The organism is Segetibacter aerophilus (assembly GCF_007991655.1).
GTDB lineage: Bacteria > Bacteroidota > Bacteroidia > Chitinophagales > Chitinophagaceae > Segetibacter > Segetibacter aerophilus.
Map to the genome: position 1 here is coordinate 199,771 of NZ_BJYT01000005.1, position 26,194 is coordinate 225,964.

A 26,194-nucleotide genomic window follows, 5' to 3' on the forward strand; every position below is an offset into this window, starting at 1 on the left:
ACCTACTTCAAAAGGAGCTGATCTTATTATCTTATATCTTAATATAATTAAAAAGAGGCTGCTTGTCCGGCAGCCTCTTTCGTTAGAGAAACAAAAATACTTACAAACTGTTAAAAGCGCTTCAATTAAGCTTTTATTAATCGAGAAACAAAAAGTTGTTGTATTAGTTGAAAGAATATCTAAGGCCAATTTGCCCCTGGAACCTTGAACTAAAGTTCATATTCCACGGATCTTGTCCGATACTGAAATTATACCCTTTACCAATATTTGCTCCGGTTGTTCTATTAACTGCTGTTAATACATTATAGGCCTGATTACCTACAAAGTATTGCCTTCCCCAATCTTTATTTAAAAGGTTGGTAAGGTTGAAAACATCAAAAGTTAGTTGAAGCGTGTGTTTATTTTCGCCCTTCGTAACAAAAAAATCTTGTGCGAAACGCATATCAACTACATGCTCCCAAGGTGTGCTGCTACCATTTCTTTCAGCATAATCACCTCTTCTGCTATTTAGATATTTATCATTTCTAACAAATGATTCAAATGCAGCAGCCTGCTGTGCGGCAGTATATCTAACGGTGTTGTTGGTATTAAGGAAATCAACAAAATTAATTTCACTTGTATTTCTTGGTATGTAAATAAGATCATTACCAAAACGACCGTCACTGTTAAGATCACCATTTACAACATAAGTAAATCTCTGGCCGGAATTCGCTGAATAGAAGAAGGCAAGAGAAGTTCTCATAAACTTAGTGTAGTTCAGGTTGAATGACATCACTCCCGTAATACGATGCGTTAAAGCATAACTGGATTTCGATAGCTGAGGTGCATTGGGATTACCTACCACCTGCACAAATTCCCAGTTGGACAGGGCAGTCGAACTTGCTCCACTGTTTACGTCTTTTGAGTCGTTGTGGTTATAGGCTACCTGTACGAATGCATTTTTCCATGTCTTACTAAACTGAGCAGTCAGGTTGTAAGTATAACCCTGGTTTGTATTTGTAATTAAAATTGCGTTAGTAATATTTGGATTAAGTCTTCTACCGTTTGTAGAAGTTGAGTAGGCTATTCTTTTATCAGCTCCATTATTATACACCGGGTCAACGACACCTACAGGTGCAGTTAAGTTTACATCCTGGTATAAAATGTTATTGAGGGTTTTAGAATAAATGCCTTCAAAAGTCGCCATTACTCCACCAGGAAGTTTTATGTCAGTGGCAAGATTGAAACGAGCCACTTGAGGCAATTTGAATTTCTGATCAATCACGTCCGCTTCAAAAGTTTTACCTGCGGTACCTAAAGTGCTTTGTTTTAAAGGATCAGGTTGAAAGCCATTACCGTTGTTTACTTCGTTGGCCGGAGTAGCCGTATTGTCAGAAACGTTTATAGTATTCAGCAACAAACCTGAGTTAGAAAACTGGTTGGAGATCCATACAAATGGAACACGACCTGAGAAGATACCGGCTCCACCCCTGATAATCAGACTTTTTTGTCCGGTAACGTCGTAGTTAAAACCAACTCTTGGAGACCACAATAGCTGCCCGTTAGGAATGTTAGATGTATTGTATTTCCCTTTGAAAGTCGTGTCGACTATCGGATTGTACCCTGGCTTGTCTCCAAAAACAGGTACGTCGAGACGTAAACCTGCGGTAATTCTAAATTGAGGGTTTACCTGGATTTCATCCTGAGCATAAAATCCTAATTGCGCTGCGCTAAACGCTGCCGAAGGTTTTGTTTCACCGGGGATGTTAGAATATGTTACCTGTACCTGCCGCGGATTATTGTTATAAAAATCGTTTAGGCTGTTGAAGTTCCATCTTCCGTAGAGGTTGTTGATGAAGAGGTTTCTAAACTTGAAAAATTCATTGTGGGTACCGATAGTAAAGGTGTTTTTACCTTTGAAGATTTTAAAGTTATCAGTGAGCTCGTAGATGTCTTGATCAAGCTCATTTGCTGTAGAGCTTCTCTCTGAACCAAGTTGTATAGTTCCTGACCCTTTAGATATTTCAACCTGCGGGAATAAAGAACCGTAAGTACTACGGAAATCTCTAATTCTTTGTGAAGTCAAAATCAAATCATTTGAGTAAGTATTGCTGAAACGTGTTCTTAATTCAACTACGGTAATATTCTGGCTATTGTTGAACCTGTAAGTATTGTTTCCAAAACGGAACAAAGTTGCCGAACGCGAAATGTTGTCATCATAAGCTTTAATGTAGTTATGACGAATAGTTAACCTGTTCTTTTCATTGATGTTCCAATCTATCCTGGCAAAATACTTATTGCTTTGAGTTTGGGCATTATAGGTATCATAAGAACCGGCATCGTAACCATATTTTGTCTGCATGTAAGCAGCTAAAGTTTTAGCTTCTTCCGTGGTTAATAATGACTGGTTCTCGCCTGCATTAAATAAAGTTGGCGCTGTTCTTCTTGCCAATTCAGCATTAACGAAGAAGAATAATTTGTTCTTAATGATTGGTCCGCCAAATCTTGCCCCGTATTGCTTATCACTAAAACTTGTTGCTTTTTCGCGAGTAATTGGGTCTTTGCCAATTGTGTTTTGATTTCTTAAAAAGTAGTAAACAGAACCATCAACTTTATTTGTACCTGAACGGGTAACAGCATTTACCCCCCCTCCAGTAAAGTTTCCGTAAGTAATATCATAGGGGGCCAATACTACTTGGATCTCCTGGATGGCATCCAAAGAAATGGGTGTAGTACTTGCCTGTCCACCAGGAGTTCCGGAACCGGATAATCCAAAAACGTCGTTATTTACTGCGCCATCAATAGTGATGTTATTATACCTGTTACTTGCACCTCCGAAGGAGTTGCCATTGGCTTGTGGAGTTAAACGTGTATAATCCTGTAAGCTTCTGCTTAGGGTAGGTAGAGCATTTATTTGCGCCCGGCTGATGCTGGTAGCCGCACCGGTTTTTCTCCTTGTTCCTCCTCCAATTCCGGTTACTACAACTTCAGCTAACGTGCTGCTGGTATTAGCTAATGGAACATCGATGCGGGTATTTTCACCCAAAGCAAGATATATGCTGTCTTGTGAAAATGTGCTGTAACCTACAAATGAAACATCTAGTTTGTAAGGTCCACCAGGTATCATGTTCACCAAATTGTACACTCCTTTCGATAAGCTGCTGCTGCGAAAAATGGTACCTGTGGGTAAATGGGTAGCAGTAATTGTAGCGCCTGCCAGAGGGCCACTTGAAGAGGTTACTGTACCTGAAATATTACTGGTAGTAACCTGACCAATTACAAGAAATGGTGCAAAGAATACCAGAATAAGGGGTAAAATTCTTTTGATAAGCATAAATGGGGCTAAATTTTTGGCTGCAAAGAAAACAAATAAAACTTTATCTAATTCCGTGCATTGTTAACAAATCGTAACGAAAGCGAGACATTTATTCACATTTATCTGCTGCTTAAAATTGTCACTATTTTATTTGCCACTGGTGCAAAAAGGAGAATTGTTATATTTTAAACACTTTACTTCTTTGATTGTAATTTTGTACAAACCGGTATATGTTAGATACAATTGAAAGTGCTATTGAGGATATTCGTCGCGGTAAAATGGTTATAGTAGTCGACGACGAGGATAGAGAAAATGAAGGTGATTTTGTAATCGCTGCAAAAATGGTTACTCCTGAAGTAATCAATTTTATGAGCAGGGAAGGCCGCGGTCTCATTTGCGCTCCGCTTATAGAAGATCGCTGTGATGAATTAGGGCTTGAACTGATGGTAAATAGCAATACATCTCTTCACGAAACGCCTTTTACCGTGTCTGTCGACCTTCTTGGTCATGGATGTACTACAGGAATTTCTACCCACGATCGGGCAAAAACAATACAAGCATTGGTTGATCCGGCGACAAAGCCTGAAGAGCTTGGAAGACCCGGGCATATTTTTCCGCTACGGGCAAAGAAAGGGGGGGTGCTTCGAAGAACAGGGCATACCGAAGCGACGATTGACCTAGCAAGACTTGCAGGTTTTGAGCCGGCAGGCGTATTGGTAGAAATTATGAATGAAGACGGCACCATGGCAAGGTTGCCTCAACTAGAAGAAATAGCTAAGAAGTTTGATTTAAAGATTGTGTCGATTAAAGATTTAATTGAATACAGGCTTAAAAAAGACTCCCTTATAGAAGAAATTGTGCGGGTAGACATGCCGACAAAATGGGGGCACTTCAAGCTTGTTGCGTTTCGTGAAAAAAGTACCGAGCGGGAACACCTTGCTTTGATTAAAGGAGAATGGGAAAAGAGCGAGCCGGTACTGACAAGGGTGCACAGCAGTTGTTTTACAGGTGATATCCTGGGAAGTTTTAGATGTGATTGCGGCGAGCAATTACACAAGGCTATGCAAATGGTAGAAAAAGAAGGCAAAGGAATTATTTTGTACATGAACCAGGAAGGTCGTGGAATTGGCCTGGTTAATAAACTGAAAGCTTACAAACTGCAGGAAGGAGGAATGGATACTGTAGAGGCAAACATTCATCTTGGCTTTGCAAGCGATGAAAGGGATTATGGGGTGGGAGCTCAAATTTTAAGATACCTGGGAGCTACCCGTTTAAAGCTAATGAGCAACAATCCTAAAAAGCGTGCAGGTTTAAAAGGCTATGGAATCGAGATTATCGACATTATACCAATCGAAGTAAAATCAAATCCTCACAACGTAAAGTACCTCCAGACTAAGAAGGATAAACTTGGCCACGAAATTCTAAATGATTTATTGGAAAACAACTAGTCGATCAAGTCACTCTTACAGAGAAGGCAATAAATCTTACTTCTTCTCTTCCTCACTATTAATCATAGTGACCGGTTGCAGAACTGCAGCGGGCACAGTGTCTCGTTTTTCAACGGGCTTTTCTTTGTTATTTGGGAAAATGTGCTCGAAATCTTTTCTATAAGAAATACTTGCTCCCTGCCTGTTGCGACGGCCAACTGATTGCGCGCCGGTAGAAATGTCGAGGTTGTTTCGGCTAAACACAATTGCCCTGATTTTTCGATCTTTAGACAGAACGATTTCTACAGTTAAATCAGGTAACCATTGAAGGTTTCCTAGCTGTTGTGAAGTGGCGGTATTGGTTCCCATTCTAAAGTCGATGTCGCCGCCAAACGTTACAATCACTTTATTATTAAAGAGGCTCTTGCCTAACTTAAAATTCACCTTTTGTCGGTCAATCGCATTGGTCGCTGTTACATTTCCACTGAACAGATTACTACTGTTGTACACCGAGGTGCTTACATCAAACTGTAAACTTCGGTCGCCCGTAATTTTATATAGAATGCCGGACACTACATTATTTACCTGTTTTGAAATTAACTCCGAAATAGTATTGAAACCTAGGGTAGCAAAATTTGCCCCCAGAGTTCTTCCTTCGCCGTAAGGCGCAAATGAACCAAACACAATGAGGTAAGTAACCTGCTTCAACATCTCATTATTGTCTTTTTCCAATTTGGTTAAAAATTGGTTGAAAGTCTCATCGCTCTTTACCTGGGAGCCAGCGGGAAAATCAAGGGCGAAATCAATATTTGGTTTTAGCAGGTTGCCGGTAATGTTCGCCACTACGTATACATCTCCCTGGTAGCTTTGAACTGTTCCGCTCAAGTTTTGCGTTCCTACCAAATCGCCGAGACGAACATTCTCAGCAACATATAACGCCTCCACAGATAGTTTCGCATTGAAAGGATCGCCATTCCATTCTATAAAACTGCCAGCGTCTTCTCTTAAAATAAATGGCTTTTTTATAAAAGACTGAAAGTTGAAATCGTAGCTTCCTTTCTGGATATCATAACGACCGTTAATCGTCATGTTATCAGTTGTACCCGCATGTATTCTTAATCTTCCGTTTCCAACAGCTTTAATAATGTCACCTGTTACAGGATCCAGAATCACATCAATCTTGGCAAACGAATTTGCGGTAAGGTCAAGGTCGACGGTTATATTGCTTTCTGTCTCTACAACAGCTTCCTTCATCTCGGTGCCATATTTCTTAAAAACGATAAAGTCTGCTTCGGCACTTTCCCGGGTTGTATTGGTAGGAATGTAAATATGAGAACTATCAACAGGTTCCGCCGTTATCTTAACCCGCATGTTCTCCTGCGGACCACTGATGTTTAAAGATGCTTTGCCAATTGCAGTACCATAGAACTGACTATTGTCGTTAGCCTTTGTATCAATTAAAAGCATCCGCTTTGTGGTTAGATCCAGATCGTATTTTACGTCTTTAAATTGGTGCTGATATAGCTTTCCGGAAACCTGGCCCACGTTTCCAAACTTGTCTTTGATATTGAATGTTCCAAAATCTATTGCCCCTTCCGTAAAATTGAAGGTTGCCGCATCAACAAAGTATTCAACCTTAGTAAAATTCACTAAAAGGCTTCCTTTTGTTAAAGTAACCTGCCCCAGAAGTTCGGGCCTTTTAGGATTACCGTTTATGTGTAATTCTCCCGTAGCTAAGCCCTGGACATTGGTGAAAATGGTACTAAGAAATTTATTAAGAATATTAATCTTAGTGTTATTCAGCTTGATGGAAGTAAGCAAAGGAATGCCGGTCGTATCAGCGAGGTCGTAGCTTCCGTCCGCCATAAACTTATAAAACTCATTATCAGAGGCAACATTGAAGCCGATCTTGCCATTGCTGCTGTTGTAGTTTCCTTTAATACCTACAACTCCGACTGAATCATTATCAATTCTAAATTGTTCTGCTTTTATGTCGGCATCTATTTTAAACTTTCCAAAAAAGTCCCTCATAATTACTTGTCCCGAAGCCAGCCCTTCTAACCTCGGGTTGGTAGTAAGGAACGGTGCAAAGTCACCAATATTTAAACTTTGCAAGGTCACAAGCAAATTGCTCTTATTAAACTCTTCATCGTAGGTAGTCTTTACCTCAATATGCTGTTCATTTTGAGTAAACCTTACGTTTTCCGCGGAAACAAAATTTTTCCTGATGCTGATTTCCCCTTCTTTTTCTAGTATCCAACGCTTGTCGTTGATAACGAAGTCCGACGGGTTGAATTTTATTTTTACTCCATCAGAAAAAGTGGTCAGGTCTGCATTAAGGTTAAGTTCATTAAGTGTGCTATTTGCCTTTGTTTTAATACTTATCTGTGATAAATCTTTTTGAGACAAAATGCTAATAGTTGAGTTTGGAAATCCTGAACTATCACTAAGCCAGATGTTTTCAATGTTTCCATTCAGCTGTAGGATGTCGAGGTTTCCTCTTCCATTAATGGCTATGTTATTAAACCTATACTTCTTGAAAGCAAAAGCCGGTACGTCTGCATTCAATTCAAATACTGTATCAATTGTATTGATGGTACCGGATATACTACTATTGCTAAAACCGGTCAAATCTTTATTGAAGAGCAGCGTATAGCCTGCAATATTTTTTGTATTGATTATAAAGTTGAATTGCTGATCCTTCACATTAGTCCTCGGCTTGTTGATGTAAGCAGGGTAATATTTATTGAGGAAGATCTGGAAGGTGTTAGGCAAATCAAGGATGTTGTACTCCCCTTCGACTGATGCATCAAATTCGTTGCTGGTTAAAGAAAGTAATCGGCGCCTGCCTTCAAACTTTGACTGCAGGCTTAGAGAGTCGAAGTTTAACTGTACACTGTCCTGGATGAGATTAGCATTAAAGACTTTTACTGATCCCAGGAATTGGTCAATGTTTTTACCACTAAAGTTTAAGTCAAACAAGCCACTTAGTTCAAGCTGTTTGTTATACAGATGTAATTTTTGAAAGTCACTGTGAGCAAGATCTGCAAGCAGGTTGAAATGAGGTTGTGCATTTCGAAAGTCCATTTTAACGGTAGTAACGAAATCTATATTCTCATCGTCGATCTTCACTGTTCCATCAAACTGCCGGCGCGCAAATGTTCCTTCAATATCTATTTTATGGTAGTTGTAATCTTTGAAGTTGAACTGGCTAATTTTTCCGGTCACACTTGTTTTCAGACTGTTAACTGTTAATCCGACTCCCGTTACGCTTCCATCAAAAGACAAGGTGCCCATGTCTTTGATTTGTAGAAATTTTCCAAGATTAAATTTATCTGTCCCCAGGTGACCATGATAGACGGCTGCAGTTTTGGCTGGAAGTTCCATTTGAATATCAGTATGGAAACCGCCAAGGTTCGTACTGAAAGCACCGGTAGTGGCAAACTTTGTAATCGTTCCTTTAAAGTTGCCTTTAAACTTTACCTGGCCTAAACTGGAAAGTGAAGGGTTCTCAATCTTGCCGATGGCAGGTAAAAAAGCCACAGCATCACGGTAAGTAGTTTGAACATTTCCAGACTGAAAATTGAAAAAGGTTTTATTAATATCAGGAAGCCCAACCATAGTGAGGTCGCCACTGACCGACGTGCTACCACCGGCTCTTGCAAACAAGTTCTTTATCGAAAGATTTCCAATCGTTCCTTTTCCGTTTCCTGATAAACTTATTCTTTTTTTCCACGTCTTGGCCGCAGGCGCAAAGTATGCCAGGTCATCACTATCAATTTCCGAGTTATTAAACCTGGCATCCATCGTAACCTTCTCAACGAAATTCGAAAAGTCTTTCGTGAAGTCGTTATAACCAAGGGAAAAATAATTTTGCAAGCGCGTTCTGGGTGTAACTAGTTCAAGTTTTGCAAACTCCATTATCTGTGGAGTAAGTTTGAAGGAAGTCCTCAGTTTTCGCAAATCAAATCCGCTTCTTTCTTTTGTGGCTAAGTCTATGCTCGCTTTGATAGTATCTTTTATGAAACTGATTTTTGAAAAGGTTCCATTTATTTTATCGAAGCGCATGTTGAGCGGATCGAAGTAAGAATAGGGAGCCCGATCTAAACTCTTTAAGCTTTGGAAAGTACCATTCTTAATGTTGATTTTATTAACAAGCAGGCGAAGGTCGCCTTTGTTGAAGTACATCCCGTTCGCTTCTTTCTTTGTCGTAATAGCAGAAACAGGCCTTAAACCTTTAAAGCTTGTTACAGAGAAAAAAGGTCTTTCTAAATCAATCTGTTTTATGTCAAGAAGGTTCTTATCTATGTTGATATCGTTGGCTTCTAACTGTAAGTTGCCAGCCCTGACTTCCATTAGGTTTCCAACCCATTCATCTTTTTGAACGAAAGCAATGTTTTTAAAATCGAGCCTCTTCAAATTAAATTTTAGGTTGCTTTTCTTTTTTTTGTCTTTCGGAGTAGCGGGAGAAAAATAGTCAACAAGAAACTGGTAGTTCCAAACTGAGTCTTTGCGATACATGTTAACATAGGCATCTTCAAGACCGATATATTTGAGAACAAGTTCGTCCTTTAGAAAAAACCAATCTGTAATTCTGACTTTTACTTTGTTTGCATATAACAAGGTGTCTTTTCGAAGGTCTTTAACCAGGGTACCTTCGAGGTTCATGCTGTTGAATAAAGTAAAATTAACATGATCTATTTTTACTTCAGTATGTAGGTCTTTCGATAAGCGTTTGGCAACCTTTTTAACTATAATTGTCTGAACAAACGAGGTTTGAATGATAAGCCATATAAAAAGCAATAACGCAATAATGCTTAAAACAATCCGCCCTGTTATGATAAGAAATTTGTTCAGAAAGTAAAATTTGATTTTTGTAAAAATAAAGAAACCGAACCGCGACACAAACTGCAGTCCAAATTCTACAAAATAATAACATATAGATTGATACTGCTATACAAATCCTTCCATTGCACGCAATTGATTGTTGACGGATGTGAAGCAAATAAAATGCTACGATTAACCTGCGGAAAAGCCTGATCTTGACGCTATATAAATAATAGTTCAAGAGTGCGACGCAACAAAGGATGAGAAGAGTTACTAATGCCGGTAACAACATTTTTAAACTCTACTCACAGCTGATGCATTGCGCTACCCGTTCACTCATCAATAGGCTATTTGTATCGATTGCCTTTCGCCATTCACTGTAGCCCTTAAAGAAATAATTCCTTTGGCTATATTGTTAAATGGTATTACGATGTGAGTTTCTCCCGCATTTACTTTTTGCTTTTTCAAAGCTTTGCCCGATGCATCGAAAACTTCTATCATCGTTGTACCTGAAGGCATGGCGACACTAAGGCTTGAACCGATAACAGTGGCCTTAACCAGCTGAGGAATTTTATTATTAGCACTGATGACCGCGGAATAACTGGACTGGCCTTGCATAGAAATAGTTTTCAAGCGGTAAAAGCTTTGACCTTGAGAGGCCGGTACTTTTACAGAGTAGTTATTTAGCGATGAATTTATAGATGCTTTTGTCCTGCTTATTTCGGTAAAAGGTTCGCTGGAACTTGTCTTTCTTTCAACAATATAAACGTCTCCTGCCGTCTCGTTTTGCACCTGCCATTTTAGTTCGAACATATTTCCGGCAGATTTTCCTACAAAGGAAATTAGTTTCAAAGGCAAAGCACTGCCGGCGTTAATTTTATAAATGGTACCGCTTAGCGCCAAGGCGTATAGTGTACCATCGAGCCCTTCTGCAAATGAAGAAAGTTGTGGCCATGATGCCTGCATTGTAGCACTCCAGCCTCCGTTGCCATTTGGTTTTATTAGCCATCCGTTGCCACTTACAAAGTCGCTGCAGATATAATACCCTTGCAATGAAGTAAACTCTGAACCTCTATACACATATCCGCCTGTTATAGAAAATCCACCGCTAGAGTTGTTGTGGGGGTACTCGAAAATAGGTGAGACATTGTTTTCTTTAGCAGCACATCCCTTGTAAGCATGGGTGCCTTCTAAACACGACCAGCCGTAATCTTTATTCAATATGCTCGATGAACTTACCACATTGACTTCTTCCCATAAATTCTGACCTACGTCTGCAATCCACATGTCCCCGGTTTGTCTGTCAAAAGACCAGCGCCATGGGTTTCTTAAACCTGTAGCGATGATTTCTTCTCTTGTGGTAGAACTTCCTATAAAAGGATTCGTAGGTGGAATTTTATAGTAAGGAGCTACAGGATTGTTAACGTCAACACGTATCATTTTTCCAAGTAGAGATTGACCGTTTTGAGCGTTGTTGTCCGGGTCGCCGGCTGAGCCGCCATCACCTGTAGCAAAGTATAAATATCCGTCTTGTCCAAATAATAGGTGACCACCGTTATGATTTGGAAATCGCTTAGGTATTGTTAGCAAAACCACACCTGAGGCTGGGTCTGCAGTGTTTTCATTAGCGCGCTGATAACGGGCGACAGTAATAGCACCAGCAGTATTTGTATAGTAGATAAAAAAATACCCGTTGTTCTTATAATCGGGGTGCAACGCCATGCTTAGTAATCCCTGCTCTGAGCCGGAAGCGGTAATTATAGGAGTGACATCAAGGAAAGGTGCTGTTGAAAGGAGATTATTTTTCCAGAGACGTATTTTACCGGTTCTCTCTACTATAAAAAATTGATGAGAATTGTCGTTTGCCTCTACCATATCTACCGGCTGAGACAAGTTTGATACAATAGGCTGAAATGAAATAAGGGGTTGCGCAACAACAAATACCGGTGCAATCAATAAAAGAAAAGGTAGTAAAGTATTTTTCATAACGGTGTGATTATAATTTCTCGTATCAGAAATTATACCCTCCTCACTATTTCAAAACATGACCGAAAATTATTTTATCAGGCTGATTAGCTCGGGCATGTCAATTCCTTTTTCATACGCTTTTACCAATTGGCCGTTTTTATCATACAGAGCTGAAAACGGGGTAAATTTAACTGCATAAAATTGGGTTACCATTCGTGATGGATCTGTTCCGATTTTTATGGATGGGAAGCGGTTTATTTTGTAATGGTCTGCGAAGTTGACCATGTCTTGAAAAGGCCGGCTGGTAACCATCACAATCTGCAAGTTGCTCAAATCTTTCATTTTACTTATCACCTCTTCTGTCTCTAACTGGCAATGGCCGCAGTCGGGACTAAAGTATAAAATCAGCGTTGGCTTTTTATCCTTCAAATTGACCTTACTAAACCAACTGCTATCTGGCGTTTGAATTCTAAAGGGCGGTATAGTTGGCTTCTTTTGGTATGGCGCCAATGTATCAGGTGCACTCGTGCTCGTGTTAGTTTGAGCGGTAACAAACAAAGACAGAAATAGCGATGCAAATAGGATGACTATAAAGCGCATGAATTTTATTATTAGTTGTCAAATATTCAACCAAAAATAAAGAATACCAGCTTAGGAAAATGTATTTGGGGCTAGCCGATTGTTAAATTACAATTTCACCTTCAATCACTATTTTTGGCGCTCTAAACTAACTACCGGAGAAATGAATTTTAACTTGAGCCAAATACCAGAAAGAACAGCAAAACCAAGGCAAAATGGATTAACAATGATTATGGACAAAGGCTTAAGTCTTTCGGAAGCTGAAAATTTAATGAGTGTTGGTTCTGGTCACATCGATATAGTCAAGCTCGGTTTCGGTACAGCTTTCGTTACTCCAAATCTCCGACAAAAAATAGAGGTTTATCAAAAGGCTGGAATGGCTGTTTATTTTGGCGGTACTCTCTTTGAAGCTTTTTTAATAAGAAATCAGTTTGACGCATATATCACGATGATAAAAGATTATGGTGTTGAGCACGTGGAAGTAAGCGATGGATCTATAACCATACCGCATGCGGAGAAATGTGGGTACATAGAAAAACTTACCAAATTTGGAACTGTACTAAGTGAGGTTGGAAGCAAAGACGCGGCTCATATTATTCCACCGTATAAATGGATTGAACTAATGCGCGCTGAATTAGAGGCTGGATCGACTTACGTGATTGCTGAAGCCAGGGAAGCAGGAACTGTAGGTATTTACAGGGGTTCGGGAGAGGTTAGGGAAGGGTTGGTGCAGGAAATTTTGACCCAGATACCGGCAGAGAAAATAATATGGGAGGCGCCTCAGAAAGATCAGCAACTATACTTTCTCGAATTAATTGGCTGTAATGTAAATCTTGGAAATATAGCACCGACTGAAATAATTCCGCTAGAAGCCATGCGAATTGGTTTACGGGGAGATACTTTTCATTTATACCTCGAAAACAAAAATTAATAATGAGAAAATTCGGCCTAATCGGTTTTCCGTTATCCCATTCATTCTCCCCGGCTTTTTTTGCAGAAAAATTTTCAAAAGAAGGCATTGTTGGATGTTCTTATGAGGCTTATCCGATTGATAGCATTGATAAGTTCCCCCAGCTTTTATCTGACAAGCCCAACCTTGAAGGAATAAACGTTACGATTCCGTATAAAAAAGCAGTAATACCATTTCTGCATCAGCAAACTGAACCAGTTAGGAAAGTGGGAGCGTGCAATTGCATTAAAATAAGAGATGGAAAGTTGACGGGCTATAATACTGATGTAATAGGATTTAAAAAATCTCTTTCTCCCAAACTTTTAAAAATTCACAAGAAGGCGCTCATATTAGGCACGGGTGGTTCTGCTGCTGCCGTGGCATATGTTCTTGAAGAACTGGGGATCAACTACTATTTTGTTAGCAGAAAAAATAACGAAGAGAAGAACAGTGTGAGCTATAAGGAATTAACGAAGGAGATTGTAGAAGAAAGCAAGCTTATTATTAATACCACTCCGTTGGGCATGTATCCCCAGGTTGATAGTTGTCCTGATATCCCTTATCAATTTTTAACTACTGATCATTATCTTTTCGATCTCGTCTATAATCCAGGTGAAACTTTGTTTCTGAAAAAAGGTGCATCGATGGGAGCGGCCATAAAAAACGGTGCAGATATGTTGATCATCCAGGCAGAAGAAAGCTGGAACATTTGGAACGAAAATTAAGCAATTGCCACCGACGGAGCTTTGATTAAAAAAACTATAAAAAACCTATTTTTTCAATAGCTTTTTGCGGAACAGAAACCTTCTTGTTGGCTGTATAATCGAAACATAACATTCCTGTTTTCACTCTCCCGGCTACTTCCCAGCTTTCACCAACTCTCACCTCAATCTTATAAAAAATATCAAAACCTAGCCTATCCATTCCTGCTGCCGCAACTGATATTTGTACCTCATCACCGTATTTCAATTCGCGTTTATATTCAATTGCAGCGTCTGCCATAATTAATCCGGCCCCTTCCATATCCAATTCTGAATAACCAAATTGATTAAGGTATTGCTGGCGTGCCTCATGAACCAGCGAAAGAAACACGTCGTTGCCAACGTGCCCGCCATAGTTCAAATCAGTTATGCGAATCTTTAAAGTAGTAGAAAAACGGAACTCCTGCGGAAGGGAAACTTTGATTCTTTCCATGTAATAATGATCTCAGCCCTATTACTAGAAACGAGATAACAAGAGAATTAACGAATAATCCAAAATAACCCGGCCACCAAACCTAAGCCAGCTACAGACGCTAGATAAAACCTGGATTTTTTGTAGTTAGGCTTATTGCTAAAAGAAGATGCAATTATGTTATTTGCATTACTCCGTCTGTAATCTTGTTCATCCAAAATTTTCTCAATCTTATCCCAAACCCGCGCAGGCGGTTCAATCAGCTGTTCTGTCATTGTAGAATTAAACGTTTTGGAGGGAGATATACTTTTTTTCTGTAAGTTTTCTAAACCCTTTTGATCAAGGTTAGATGGGATACTGTAAAGGTGGCTTTCTAAAGAACTGTTTTTCATAATTCGTTGGTTTTACTCGATACCATATTAATTTAACGTTTGTCTCAGGATAACAGCAAACTATAAACTATATAACATAGCAAATGCTTTCTTTATTGTAATGACGGCCCTATTATTCATTTGGTTGCAATTTTTTGAAATCTATTCTCTAATTGCAACTATTTTTCCCAATTCTGGACAAAAATGAGGCCATTTTTTCTGTTGCTTTTTTCCTATGGCTGAATTTATTTTTCTCTTCCAATTGCATTTCTGCGAAAGTTTTATCAGCCCCGTTTGGAACAAAAATACTATCATAACCAAAGCCCATATTGCCCTTTTTAACTTCTGTAATTACGCCCTCACATACTCCTTCAAAAAAGTGCTCACTGCCGTTAATTATAAGGGAAATAACTGTTCGAAATTGTGCCTTTCTGTTCTGTACATCTATCAATGCGTTTAGTAGTTTCTCTATGTTGTCATCTGCACTTTTTCCTTCGCCTGCATATCGGGCACTTTTCACTCCGGGCTCACCATTTAGTGCATCTACTTCTAACCCTGTATCTTCACTGAAACAGTTTTTGCTGGTAAGAGCATGTATAGCTTTAGACTTTTCTGCGGCATTTTCTTCTAAAGTGTCAAATGGCTCCGGAATGTCTATTTCTATTCCTGCATCCTTCAAAGAAATTACCTTAAACCGACTTCCAACCAGGCTTTTTATTTCCTCAACTTTGTTTTTATTATTTGTAGCAAAAATTAAATCTTCCATGTAGTGGTGATAAATTTTTTATTTAAGAAAACAAGAATTATCAAAAAAGAAAGAATGCAGACTTGATCGCAGAATTTTGATTGAGCTTTTATAGTATCAGCACTACATTTAATTTGTCACTGTTGCTTTGCACAAGCTTTGGTAACACAGCACTATTCTTATCGTTTAAATAGTTAGATTTCTGTCAAAGATCAAAAACAACTTTAAGGCTTGTCCATAATTTCGTCTTCAAAAGTTTGCCTTCTGAACCAGCTTTGTTAATAAGGGACAACGAAGGAGCGACCATAATAGTTGAGCCCGAAAATTTTTGTGCCTGGAAAGCAGGTATCATGAAAGGCAACTTTAGTGCTGATGGCTCAACATCAAACAAAAGAATGGTTTTAGAAGTCAATTGCTCTTGCAAGGTATTATAGTCAATCTCCTGCTTTGAAAGGTTTATAATAGCTATATCCGCTAGGTTCAATTGGCAGGCTTTTAAAATATTGGTTAAAAAGGCAAGGTCTTCTTCCTTCAAAAAAACAGCATCAAGTTGATAGACTATAACTATAACACCTTTTTTATTTTCTCCTAAAAACGATATTTTTTGGGTAGTTGCTATCGGCTCCCTCACTTCCAATGATTTTTCTTCTGTCTTGCTGTAGTCAGTATCTGAGTTAAAAGTTTGAAGGTCAACAAGGCTTCCCTTGTATAATTCTGCAATTAAAAAGTCAGGCAATTGAATCTTTTCTTCACTCATATTACACCAAAATTTGTTGCCTGTGCAGGCATTTTTCGTTTCTTTGCAACAAAATTAATAGTTATGGTTGCAGCTCCCCAGATAAATGTGCAAAAGGCGGAAACGAGTAAGCTTCAGTCTTTTTCTTTCGAAAATTTACCCTTTGGAAAATATTTCACAGACCATATGCTTGAAGCGGATTATGAAGATGGTGAGTGGAAAAATATTGAAATTAAACCATATCAACCCCTACTGCTAGATCCGTCTACTGCTGCTATACATTATGGTCAGGCAATTTTCGAAGGTATAAAAGCTTATAAAGACAATGAGGGGAATGCTTTTATTTTTCGTCCAATAGATAATTACAAGCGCTTCAATATTTCGGCTGAAAGGTTAAGAATGCCGCCAGTTCCAGAGGAAGTTTTTATGGAGGGAATGAGGTTGCTGGTACAGATTGATAAGAATTGGATACCGAACCAAGACGACCATTCCTTGTACATAAGACCATTTATGTTTTCCACGGAAGCTACGTTAGGAGTGAAGCCTTCCGACTCTTACAAATTCATGATTATATTAAGTCCCACTGGTCCTTATTATAGTAAGCCAATGCGTATTTATGTGGAAGAAAAGTTTTCAAGGGCAGCACCAGGAGGAATTGGTTTCGCAAAAGCAGCTGGAAATTATGCTTCAAGTTTACTTCCTGCGGCCGAAGCACACAAGCTTGGTTACGACCAGGTGTTGTGGACAGATGCTGTTGAACACAAATACGTGCAGGAGATCGGAACAATGAACGTGTTTTTTATAATTGGCAATAAAGCCTATACTCCTGAGCTAACATCAGGAACAATCCTGGCAGGTGTAACACGCGATAGTGCAATTACTATTTTAAAAGAAATGGGATTTGAGATTATAGAAGATAGAATAAGCATTGATGATGTCATTAAAGCTCACAAAGCTGGTGAACTAAGGGAAGTTTTTGGTACCGGTACTGCTGCGACTATATCTCCCATAAAGGAATTAAGATATAAAGATTACGTGATGGAGTTTGATGTCTCAAAGTGGATTGTTTCCCCGGAGTTAAAGAGAAATTTGAATGACATTAGAAATTCAAAAGTTGCAGATCGGTTTGGTTGGATGTTTAGGGTTTAAAAGACTAACTTTTTTAAGCCCCGAGGTTTGCATGTTTAATTGATAGATTAGAGAAATCGATAAATATTAAAACCGCCAGACTCAAAAAGATATCTTAAAAGAATTGGATAATTATTAAGAATAGTAGTGGAATTCGACTGATCCCGAAATTTTTTTATTCTAGTTTTGGAATTTCAACTTACCGGGGCTACTTTTGCAATCCGAAAAATTTAAAAGGTAAAGATGCCTACAATACAACAATTAGTAAGAAAAGGTAGAGAAATTATAAAGGCAAAAAGCAAGTCGAGAGCTCTTGATGCTTGTCCTCAGCGTCGTGGTGTATGTACTAGGGTATATACAACTACTCCTAAAAAACCAAACTCGGCCTTACGGAAAGTAGCGAAGGTGCGTTTGACTAATAAGATTGAGGTTATTGCTTACATCCCCGGCGAAGGACACAATTTGCAGGAACACTCTATTGTTCTTATTCGTGGAGGTCGTGTAAAAGACTTGCCTGGTGTACGTTATCACATTGTTCGCGGAAGCCTCGATACTGCAGGTGTTAAAGACCGTAAGCAAAGTCGTTCTAAGTACGGTACTAAGAAAGCAAAAGCAAAGAAGTAGCCCTAAGTATTTAAAATTAAATAAACTAAGCAGCTTGCTGCTATAAAATAAAAGAACATGCGGAAGACGCAACCTAAAAAAATTCCTTTAGCCCCAGATCCTCGCTTTAACGATAAGCTGGTTACCCGTTTTGTGAACAACATCATGTGGCAAGGTAAAAAGAGCATTGCTTTGACAATATTCTATGATGCTATTGACAGAGTATCTAAGCAAACCGGGGAGGATGGTTATGAGATCTGGAAAAGAGCTCTAGCTAATATTACTCCTGGTGTTGAAGTTAGAAGCCGCCGTATAGGTGGTGCAACGTTCCAAATTCCGTCGGAAGTCCGCCAAGACAGAAAGATTTCATTAAGTATTAAGTGGATGGTGCGTTTTAGTCGCGAAAGAAACGGGCGTAGTATGGCAGAAAAATTGTCTAACGAGATAATTGCGGCAAGCAAGGGTGAAGGTGGAGCTTTCAAAAAGAAAGAAGACACGCACCGTATGGCAGAAGCAAATAAGGCTTTTTCTCACTTTAAAGTTTAAAACGTTATAACTTAATTTTTTTAGCCACCTAAGAGGTGGCTTTTTTTTGTCCTTTTTTATTTAAAGTTTAACCTATGAAACCTGTTTTTTGCCGATTTTTTTTGGTTTTAATTGTTTTTTAATATAAAAAAATTTTGTTAATAAGGGTAACAAATATTAGATTTAATTTTTTTAACGCCAATTAACTGATTGCTATGCCAAAATTTTTAACTGCTCGCAGTTTTCTAATAACTGCATTTCTCCTCTTTTTTGCTACATCGACGTTTGCGCAACGAACAATAAGCGGCAAAGTTTTGGGAGCCAATAACGAACCCGTATCTGGTGCAACAGTGTCGGTAAAAGGAACAACTATTGCTACCCAAACAAATGCCGAAGGAACTTTTACTCTTTCAGCTCCAAGTGGTCAGTCAACCCTCGTAATCTCTAACGTTGGTTTCGAAAAAACAGAAATAACACCATCGGGTAACGGTATGGTAAATGTTTCTCTCAAACCATCCAACGTTACACTCACAGAGGTTGTTGTTACAGGATACTCCTCGCAAGCTAAAAAAGACATTACAGGTTCAGTCGCTGTAGTCAACGTAAAAGAATTGGTTGCTAACCCTGGATCTAACATTCAAAACCTTTTACAGGGTCGTGCTGCCGGTGTTAACGTTGGTACATCTGGTGTTCCTGGTGCAGGAGCGAATGTAAGAATACATGGTTATAGTACGTTTGGTAACAACGAACCACTGTATGTGGTTGATGGTGCCCGGGTAGGTTCGATTACCGAGCTAAATCCGAACGATATTGAAAGCATGCAGGTGTTGAAAGACGCGTCAGCTGCTTCTATTTACGGTTCTGCTGCTGCGGGTGGGGTTATCATTATAACAACAAAAAAAGGAAAGCTGGGACGAGCTAAAGTGACTTACGATGCTTATTATGGCAATCAGACTTTTAAAAAGCGTTTTGATCTATTAAATACCGCTGAGTATGGACAGTATCTTTATTTGTTAGCACTTAATTCAGGAAACGTAGTAAATGGCCAGTTTAAACATGGGCAATATGCCGGTCCTACTGGTATAAGTACTACAGGACCCATAATCCCTGACTTCATTTATGCCGGAGGCGGCCTTCCCGGTGGAAAGAGCGGTGGAATATTTGCTGGAGAGGCATCTGCAGATCCTACCAAATACAAACTTGATTTATTTGATGTAAACGGTCCTGGAACTTATCAAATTGTTCCTGCAAACAAGGAGGGTACAGACTGGCTTGGCGCTATTCTTCAAGACGCTCCTCAAATGAATCACCAAATTTCTGTTTCAGGTGCTACAGATAATGCTAATTACCTTTTTGGTCTCGATTATTTCGATCAAAAGGGTATTATATACACGACGAGGTATCAGCGTATTGCCCTTCGGTCCAATACAAGCTTTGTTATAAAAAACAAAATAAGGGTAGGTGAGAATTTACAAGTAAACTTCACAAATAGATCAGGTGTTCAAGCGTTTACAAATCAGGATGAAGGCAATCCAATTTCCTTTTCATATCGTCAACAGCCAATTGTTCCTGTCTTTGATATAGCTGGAAACTATGGTGGGGCAAGGGGCGCCAATTTGGGAAATTCCTCAAACCCCTATGCTAATTTGGACAGACGGAAAGATGGACGTGAAAAAAGGTTAGGGCTTCTTGGAAGCATCTATGCTGAAGTTGATTTCTTGCGGTATTTTACTTTTAAATCGAATTTGGGTGTTGACTTTGGCAACACGAGCAGCTTCCTTTTTACTCCTCCAATTTATGAGAACCCGGAAGGAAGAACAAACATTGCACAGTTTGCTGAAGCGCAAGGATACGGATACCAAGCTACCTGGTACAACACTCTAAATTTCAGAAAGTCATTTAACGATGTACATGAGGTAAAAGCGCTATTAGGAACCGAAATAGTTCAAAATCAGGGAAGAAATATAAATGCGAGCGCTTCAGATTTCTTTAGCTTAGACCCTAACTTTCAACAGACTGCGTCTTCTCTTAGTCTTACACCATTTGGTTCAAGTAGTCTTTTCAGAAGCAGAAAATACTCTCCTGTTATTGCCCAGGTAAACTATGCTTATAAAGACAAGTATTTGGTAAGCGCGTCATACAGACGAGATGGATCATCCGATGCTTTTGGTCCCACTCATCAATTCGGAAATTTTCCTGCTTTTAGTTTAGGCTGGAGGGTTTCTGAGGAAGGTTTTTTCAAGAATATTAAAGGAATAAACGATTTTAAAATTCGCTTTGGATATGGGGTTTTAGGAAATGATAACATCAGCAGTTTTGCTTACCTTAACTTCTTTACAATAGCAAATGATGCAGGTTATCCTATTAATGGAAGCAATACAAGCTACACCCCTGCATTGCGTCATCAAACGGTAGCTAATCCTGATATCAAGTGGGAACAAACCGAGACATCTACTTTAGGCTTTGATGCAACTATATTAAATAATAAGCTTGCTATCACTCTAGATCTTTACAACCGTGAAACAAGAGACCTGCTATTTGAAAAAGAATTAGATGCAAGTATCTATGGAGGATTTATTTCCAGGCAACCAATTAATATTGGAAATATGAACAATAAAGGTATAGACCTTTCATTATCATATAGAGGCAATGCTGGAAGGGATTTTAGATACGATTTAAGTACTACTTTTTCTTTATACAAGAACAGGGTTGGTAAACTTGCTGATCCCTTTTTTGAGGGTGATAGAACGAGGATTGATCCCTTTAATCGCTCTGTAGAGGGCCAACCTATATCAAGCTTTTTCGGATATGTGATAGACGGTTTTTTTGACGACGCGGCAGAACTAGCGACACTTACTCAAGCAGGCAAATTTATTGGCGGGTGGAAATACAAAGATCTTTCAGGTCCCGATGGTAAGCCAGATGGAAAGATAACTCCTGAAGACAGAACTTTTATCGGTAGTCCTCACCCCAAATTCATTATGGGCTTCAACGTTAATATGAGCTATAAAGGTTTTGACTTCGCAACTTTCCTTTATTGGAAAGCGGGTGGAGAGATAGCTAATTATACTCGTTACTGGACTGATTTTAATACTTTCCAAGGTGGTAGAACACGTCGTTTATTGTATGAAAGCTGGACTCCGGAAAACCATGATGCTAAGCTTCCAAGAATAACAAGTAATGATGCATCAAGTGGTACTCTACCTGTTAACTATTACATTGAGCCCGGTGGTTATTTAAGGTTACGTAACCTTAGCTTAGGATATACTCTTCCAAAAAAGATAATGGATAGGTTTAGTATTGATCGGTTAAGAGTTTATGTACAAGTTCAAAACTTGTTTACTATTACTAAATACACTGGATTAGACCCTGAAATTACTACTGCTAATACTGGACGCAACGACTATACAAGAAGGTTTGCAGATAGGAATTTAGGAGTTGATCTTGGTAACTACCCTACCAATAAATCAATAATTTTTGGTATCAACTTGGGCTTTTAATTAAAAAACTGAAAAAGAAATTTATGAAATCGAATAAAAGATATTGTTTGATCGCAGGATTGGCATTCCTCATGGTCGGATTCAATTCCTGTAAAAAGGAATTTCTCGACCCGAAGCCATACGGAAGGTACGCGCCAGAGTTATTACAAAACAAAAAAGGTATTGAAGGAGTGTTGCTTGGAACATACGGTCTTCTTGATGGACAGGGAACACCGGGTTCAAGTGGATGGATGGTTGGAGTTACTAATTGGGTGTATGGCGATGTCGCTTCTGATGATGCTTATAAGGGTACCGATGCAGGAGACCAGCCACAAATGACTGAAATAGAACTATGGAATACACAGGCTGCCAATACCTATTTTTATTATAAATGGATTTCGATCTATGATGGCGTTGCCAGGGCAAATGATGTAATTAATCTTGCTAACCAGGTCGCCGTACTTACAGCTGATGAGAAAAAAGATTACATCGCACAAGCAAGGTTCTTAAGAGCGCTTTTTCACTTTGAGGCTAAACGCATGTGGAACAAGGTGCCTTACATAGATGAGACAGTTACCAAATACGACAACAAAACAGATATTTGGCCCAAGATAGAAGCAGATTGTAAGTTTGCTTACGATAATCTTTCAGCTACACAACCTCTTGTTGGTAAAGTAAATAAATGGGCAGCAGGTGCCCAACTTGCCAAAGTGCTAATGTATGAGAAGAAATTTACCGAAGCAAAGGCACTATATGATGTGATCATCAGCCAGGGTGTTACCTCTAACGGTAAGACATATGATTTGCAGAAGGAGTATTGGAAGAACTTTGATGTTGCTTTTGAGAATAGCGAAGAGGCAGTTTTTTCGATGCAAGCTGCCGCCAGTGGCACTGTTGCTGCTGCTGCTGAAGCAAGTTATGAGCTCGCCTACCCTTACGGCGGTGTCTGGGGATGTTGCGGCTTTTACCAGCCGTCACAAAACCTGGTAAACGCGTTTAAAGTAGATGCAAATGGTTTACCTCTTTTAGATGGCTCTTTCAATAATAGTAATATTAAAAATGATGAGGGTATTACTTCAAACGATCCCTTTACTAATGATGCAACTATTCCAGTCGATCCACGATTGGATTGGACTGTTGGAAGAAGAGGTATTCCTTATTACGATTATGGCCCTCATCCCGGAAGAAGCTGGATCCGTGACCAGGTTTATGCTGGTCCTTTCAGTCCTAAAAAACACGTCAATAAAAATTCTGACATTGGCGGCCTTACTAACATTAACAACTTCAGGCAAACCGCTAAAAATTACAATATTATCAGATTTGCCGATGTACTGTTAATGGCCGCAGAAGCTGAAATTGAAGTTGGTTCGCTTACAAAAGCTCGCGAATATATAAACCGTGTACGTGCAAGAGCTGCTAATCCGGGAAGCTTAGTGCCAGGGTCTCCAGCTAATTATCAAATAAAACCATACACAGTACCGTTCGCGGATCAGGCAATGGCAAGACAAGCTGTTCGCTTTGAAAGAAGACTTGAACTGGCTATGGAAGGCCATCGTTTCTTTGATCTTGTAAGATGGGGCATTGCGCCCGAGGTTTTAAATGCCTATGTAACTAAAGAAAAGGAGAGAAGAACTTATAAGAATGCGGCCAGTACATTTGCTGCAAAGAATAATTATTTCCCTATTCCTAATAGGCAAATACAGGTTGCGCAGGTTGCCGGCAATCTACTGGAACAAAATCCTGGTTACTAAGGTATCGCTTAGCTACTGCATCATTTAATAAAACTCCACCCTCAAGAGGTGGAGTTTATTATTAGGTGCTAGTCCCCAAACATGAAACTTTCGACATTTATTAACGGTAGCGTCCTCTTTTTAAATTTCTAATCATTACCTTTGCGCCTCGAAATCTAATTTCCCATATTTTAGAGAAGATTTAAATAGGATTGCCAATTACACGTTCTCTGCAAATCATATTCTTAATAGGTGAAAAAAGAGTTTCTGTAGAAGGGAGTGACACAAGGATGTTGTACTAACAGTACAATAGTTGGTTACTACAAAAAAAGTCAATAACAATTTCAAATAAAAAGTCATGGGCGACTTGAGATATCAACGGAACTTCGGTATTGCCGCGCATATTGATGCTGGTAAGACGACAACTACAGAACGTATTCTGTATTATACTGGTGTGAATCACAAAATTGGTGAAGTGCACGATGGCGCTGCAACGATGGACTGGATGGCACAGGAGCAGGAGAGAGGTATTACCATTACTTCGGCTGCAACGACTTGTTTTTGGAACTTTCCTACCGTTCAAGGTGTTAAAGGTCCGGATACTAAACTTTACAAATTCAACATTATTGATACTCCGGGTCACGTTGACTTTACTGTTGAGGTAGAGCGTTCTTTACGTGTACTGGATGGTTTATTAGCATTGTTTTGTGCAGTTTCCGGTGTTGAGCCTCAGTCTGAAACTGTTTGGCGTCAAGCTAACAGGTATAAAGTACCAAGAATTGGTTTCGTAAATAAAATGGACCGTAGTGGTGCTGACTTCTTAAACGTGGTTAAGCAAGTTCGTGAAATGTTGGGTGCAAAAGCAGTTCCCCTTCAATTGCCAATTGGTGCTGAAGATAATTTCAAAGGTGTTGTTGATCTAATCACAATGAAAGGAATTATCTGGGATGAAGAGTCTCGTGGTATGACTTTCAAAGAGGTGCCTATTCCTGCTGACATGCAAGAAGAGGTTGATCAATATCGCCAGGAGTTAATAGAGGCGGTTGCGGATTACGATGATAAGCTGCTTGAAAAATTCTTTGAAGATGCAAGCACTATTACTGAAGACGAGATTCATGAAGCTATCCGTAAAGCAACTATTGATCTTTCCATCATTCCTATGATGTGTGGATCATCTTTCAAAAATAAAGGTGTTCAAACTGCATTGGACGCTGTAGTAAGATATTTGCCAGGTCCTCTGGATATTGAGGCTGTAAAAGGTACAAACCCTGACACTGGTGAAGAAGTTCTTCGTCATGCTGATCCTAAAGGTCCTTTTGCTGCATTAGCATTTAAAATTATGACTGACCCATTCGTAGGTCGTCTTGCCTTCTTCCGGGCTTATTCTGGTCGCTTAGACTCTGGTTCTTATGTATTAAACGTACGTACCGGAAAGAACGAGCGTATCAGCCGTATAATGCAGATGCATGCTAACAAGCAAAACCCGGTTGATTTTATTGAAGCTGGCGATATCGGAGCTGCTGTTGGTTTTAAGGATATTAAGACTGGTGATACGCTTTGTGATGAGAAATTCCCTGTGGCTCTTGAAAGTATGACTTTCCCAGAGCCGGTTATATCCGTTGCAATTGAGCCCAAAACCCAGGCTGATGTTGACAAAATGGGTATGGCTATTGCCAAACTGGTTGAAGAAGATCCTACACTTAGAGTTAAGACTGACGAGGAAACTGGTCAAACTATCCTTAGTGGAATGGGTGAACTTCACTTGGAGATCATTGTTGACCGTATGCGTCGTGAATTTAAAGTGGAAATTAACCAAGGTGCTCCCCAAGTTGCTTATAAAGAGGCTTTCACTCAAAAAGTTGAGCATAGAGAAACCTTAAAAAAGCAAACGGGCGGTCGTGGTAAATTTGCCGATATTGTTTTCGAGATCGGGCCCGCAGACGAAGAATTCTTGAAGGAAGGAAAAGGAACTTACCAGTTTGTAAACGACATTTTTGGTGGATCTATTCCTCGTGAATTTGTTCCTGCTATTCAAAAAGGTTTCGAGCAGTCAATGAACACAGGTGTTCTTGCCGCTTACCCTGTTGAAAGTATGAAAGTTCGTGTATTCGATGGTTCATTCCACGCAGTTGACTCCGATGCAATGTCGTTTGAATTGTGTGCTCGTCAAGGTTTCCGTGCAGCTGGTAAAAAAGCTAAGCCGGTACTACTTGAGCCGATCATGAAAGTTGAGGTAACTACGCCAGACCAGTACATGGGTGACGTAACAGGTGATCTTAACCGGCGCCGTGGTATGTTAGAAGGTATGGATAGTCGTGCAGGTTTGCAGGTTATTAAGGCTAAAGTTCCATTAAGCGAAATGTTTGGTTATGTAACTCAATTGCGTTCATTGTCTTCTGGCCGTGCAACTTCAACTATGGAGTTTAGCCATTACAATCCGGCTCCAAATAACGTCGCTGAGACTGTAATGTCAAAACAAAAAGGAAAATTGAAGGTAGAAGAAGAATAAGCTTTTTAATAATCAATTATATGAGAGCCCTGCTGATAAAGCGGGGCTTTTTTGTTTTTGGATCTTAATCCCAGGGTTTGCTCCTTAGCGTAATAGTTGCAGCGCAATCACTTCATCTGACTGTTGTTAAGAAACTGCAGTTTTTACCCG

The 26,194-nt window shown here is 39.4% G+C and carries 17 protein-coding genes; 9 read left to right on the forward strand and 8 right to left on the reverse strand.

Translation table 11 applies throughout. The annotated features are described in order from the left end of the window. Nucleotides 1-163 precede the first annotated feature (163 nt). A complete protein-coding gene (locus tag SAE01_RS08300; protein ID WP_147203284.1) occupies nucleotides 164-3,313 on the reverse strand; it encodes a TonB-dependent receptor in 3,150 nt (1,049 codons plus the stop codon). A gap of 212 nt (nucleotides 3,314-3,525) precedes the next feature. On the opposite strand from SAE01_RS08300, the gene SAE01_RS08305 reads away from it, so the two are divergent. Next, nucleotides 3,526-4,743 (forward strand): bifunctional 3,4-dihydroxy-2-butanone-4-phosphate synthase/GTP cyclohydrolase II, encoded by a 1,218-nt coding sequence (locus SAE01_RS08305; protein WP_147203285.1) that lies wholly within the window; start codon nucleotides 3,526-3,528, stop codon nucleotides 4,741-4,743. Nucleotides 4,744-4,779: 36 nt separating this feature from the next. Here SAE01_RS08305 and SAE01_RS08310 read toward each other — a convergent pair whose 3' ends face one another. The 3 genes from SAE01_RS08310 to SAE01_RS08320 form a co-directional block, all read right to left on the reverse strand. Beyond that, nucleotides 4,780-9,390 carry a translocation/assembly module TamB domain-containing protein gene (locus SAE01_RS08310; protein ID WP_218029117.1) on the reverse strand — a complete coding sequence of 1,537 codons (4,611 nt, stop codon included), beginning with the start codon at nucleotides 9,388-9,390 and terminating at the stop codon, nucleotides 4,780-4,782. Between the two features lie 498 nt (nucleotides 9,391-9,888). Beyond that, nucleotides 9,889-11,535 (reverse strand): PQQ-dependent sugar dehydrogenase, encoded by a 1,647-nt coding sequence (locus SAE01_RS08315; RefSeq protein WP_147203287.1) that lies wholly within the window; start codon nucleotides 11,533-11,535, stop codon nucleotides 9,889-9,891. Between the two features lie 69 nt (nucleotides 11,536-11,604). Further along, the gene (locus SAE01_RS08320) at nucleotides 11,605-12,117 is read right to left on the reverse strand and encodes a peroxiredoxin family protein (RefSeq protein ID WP_147203288.1); all 513 of its coding nucleotides are present in this window, start codon (nucleotides 12,115-12,117) and stop codon (nucleotides 11,605-11,607) included. 142 nt (nucleotides 12,118-12,259) lie between these two features. On the opposite strand from SAE01_RS08320, the gene SAE01_RS08325 reads away from it, so the two are divergent. Both SAE01_RS08325 and SAE01_RS08330 read left to right on the forward strand, forming a co-directional pair. Then, entirely contained in the window at nucleotides 12,260-13,027 is a 768-nt protein-coding gene (locus SAE01_RS08325) for a phosphosulfolactate synthase (protein ID WP_147203289.1), read from the forward strand. Nucleotides 13,028-13,029: 2 nt separating this feature from the next. Beyond that, nucleotides 13,030-13,770 carry a shikimate dehydrogenase family protein gene (locus tag SAE01_RS08330; protein WP_147203290.1) on the forward strand — a complete coding sequence of 247 codons (741 nt, stop codon included), beginning with the start codon at nucleotides 13,030-13,032 and terminating at the stop codon, nucleotides 13,768-13,770. A 34-nt stretch (nucleotides 13,771-13,804) separates the two neighbouring features. On the opposite strand, the gene SAE01_RS08335 is transcribed toward SAE01_RS08330, so the two are convergent. The 4 genes from SAE01_RS08335 to SAE01_RS08350 form a co-directional block, all read right to left on the reverse strand. Then, nucleotides 13,805-14,239: an acyl-CoA thioesterase gene (locus SAE01_RS08335; protein WP_147203291.1), complete on the reverse strand. Its 435-nt coding sequence runs from the start codon at nucleotides 14,237-14,239 to the stop codon at nucleotides 13,805-13,807. Between the two features lie 47 nt (nucleotides 14,240-14,286). Next, complete coding sequence (locus tag SAE01_RS08340; RefSeq protein WP_147203292.1) at nucleotides 14,287-14,610, reverse strand: hypothetical protein; 324 nt, start codon at nucleotides 14,608-14,610, stop codon at nucleotides 14,287-14,289. Nucleotides 14,611-14,758: 148 nt separating this feature from the next. Continuing rightward, nucleotides 14,759-15,355, reverse strand: coding sequence for an RdgB/HAM1 family non-canonical purine NTP pyrophosphatase (gene rdgB, locus SAE01_RS08345; protein ID WP_147203293.1), 597 nt, complete (start codon nucleotides 15,353-15,355; stop codon nucleotides 14,759-14,761). A 184-nt stretch (nucleotides 15,356-15,539) separates the two neighbouring features. Next, the gene (locus SAE01_RS08350) at nucleotides 15,540-16,091 is read right to left on the reverse strand and encodes a hypothetical protein (protein ID WP_147203294.1); all 552 of its coding nucleotides are present in this window, start codon (nucleotides 16,089-16,091) and stop codon (nucleotides 15,540-15,542) included. Nucleotides 16,092-16,154: 63 nt separating this feature from the next. Between SAE01_RS08350 and SAE01_RS08355 the strand changes: the two genes are divergently transcribed. The 6 genes from SAE01_RS08355 (at nucleotide 16,155) to fusA (ending at nucleotide 26,044) form a co-directional block, all read left to right on the forward strand. Next, complete coding sequence (locus SAE01_RS08355; RefSeq protein ID WP_147203295.1) at nucleotides 16,155-17,219, forward strand: branched-chain amino acid aminotransferase; 1,065 nt, start codon at nucleotides 16,155-16,157, stop codon at nucleotides 17,217-17,219. 222 nt (nucleotides 17,220-17,441) lie between these two features. Continuing rightward, a complete protein-coding gene (gene rpsL, locus SAE01_RS08360; protein ID WP_147203296.1) occupies nucleotides 17,442-17,822 on the forward strand; it encodes a 30S ribosomal protein S12 in 381 nt (126 codons plus the stop codon). A gap of 57 nt (nucleotides 17,823-17,879) precedes the next feature. After that, a complete protein-coding gene (gene rpsG, locus SAE01_RS08365) occupies nucleotides 17,880-18,347 on the forward strand; it encodes a 30S ribosomal protein S7 (RefSeq protein WP_147203297.1) in 468 nt (155 codons plus the stop codon). Between the two features lie 194 nt (nucleotides 18,348-18,541). Continuing rightward, nucleotides 18,542-21,826 (forward strand): SusC/RagA family TonB-linked outer membrane protein, encoded by a 3,285-nt coding sequence (locus SAE01_RS08370; protein WP_147203298.1) that lies wholly within the window; start codon nucleotides 18,542-18,544, stop codon nucleotides 21,824-21,826. Between the two features lie 23 nt (nucleotides 21,827-21,849). Continuing rightward, nucleotides 21,850-23,556 carry a RagB/SusD family nutrient uptake outer membrane protein gene (locus SAE01_RS08375; RefSeq protein WP_147203299.1) on the forward strand — a complete coding sequence of 569 codons (1,707 nt, stop codon included), beginning with the start codon at nucleotides 21,850-21,852 and terminating at the stop codon, nucleotides 23,554-23,556. 337 nt (nucleotides 23,557-23,893) lie between these two features. Then, on the forward strand, nucleotides 23,894-26,044 hold the full coding sequence (gene fusA, locus SAE01_RS08380) for an elongation factor G (protein WP_147203300.1): 2,151 nt from the start codon (nucleotides 23,894-23,896) through the stop codon (nucleotides 26,042-26,044). Nucleotides 26,045-26,194: the final 150 nt, after the last annotated feature.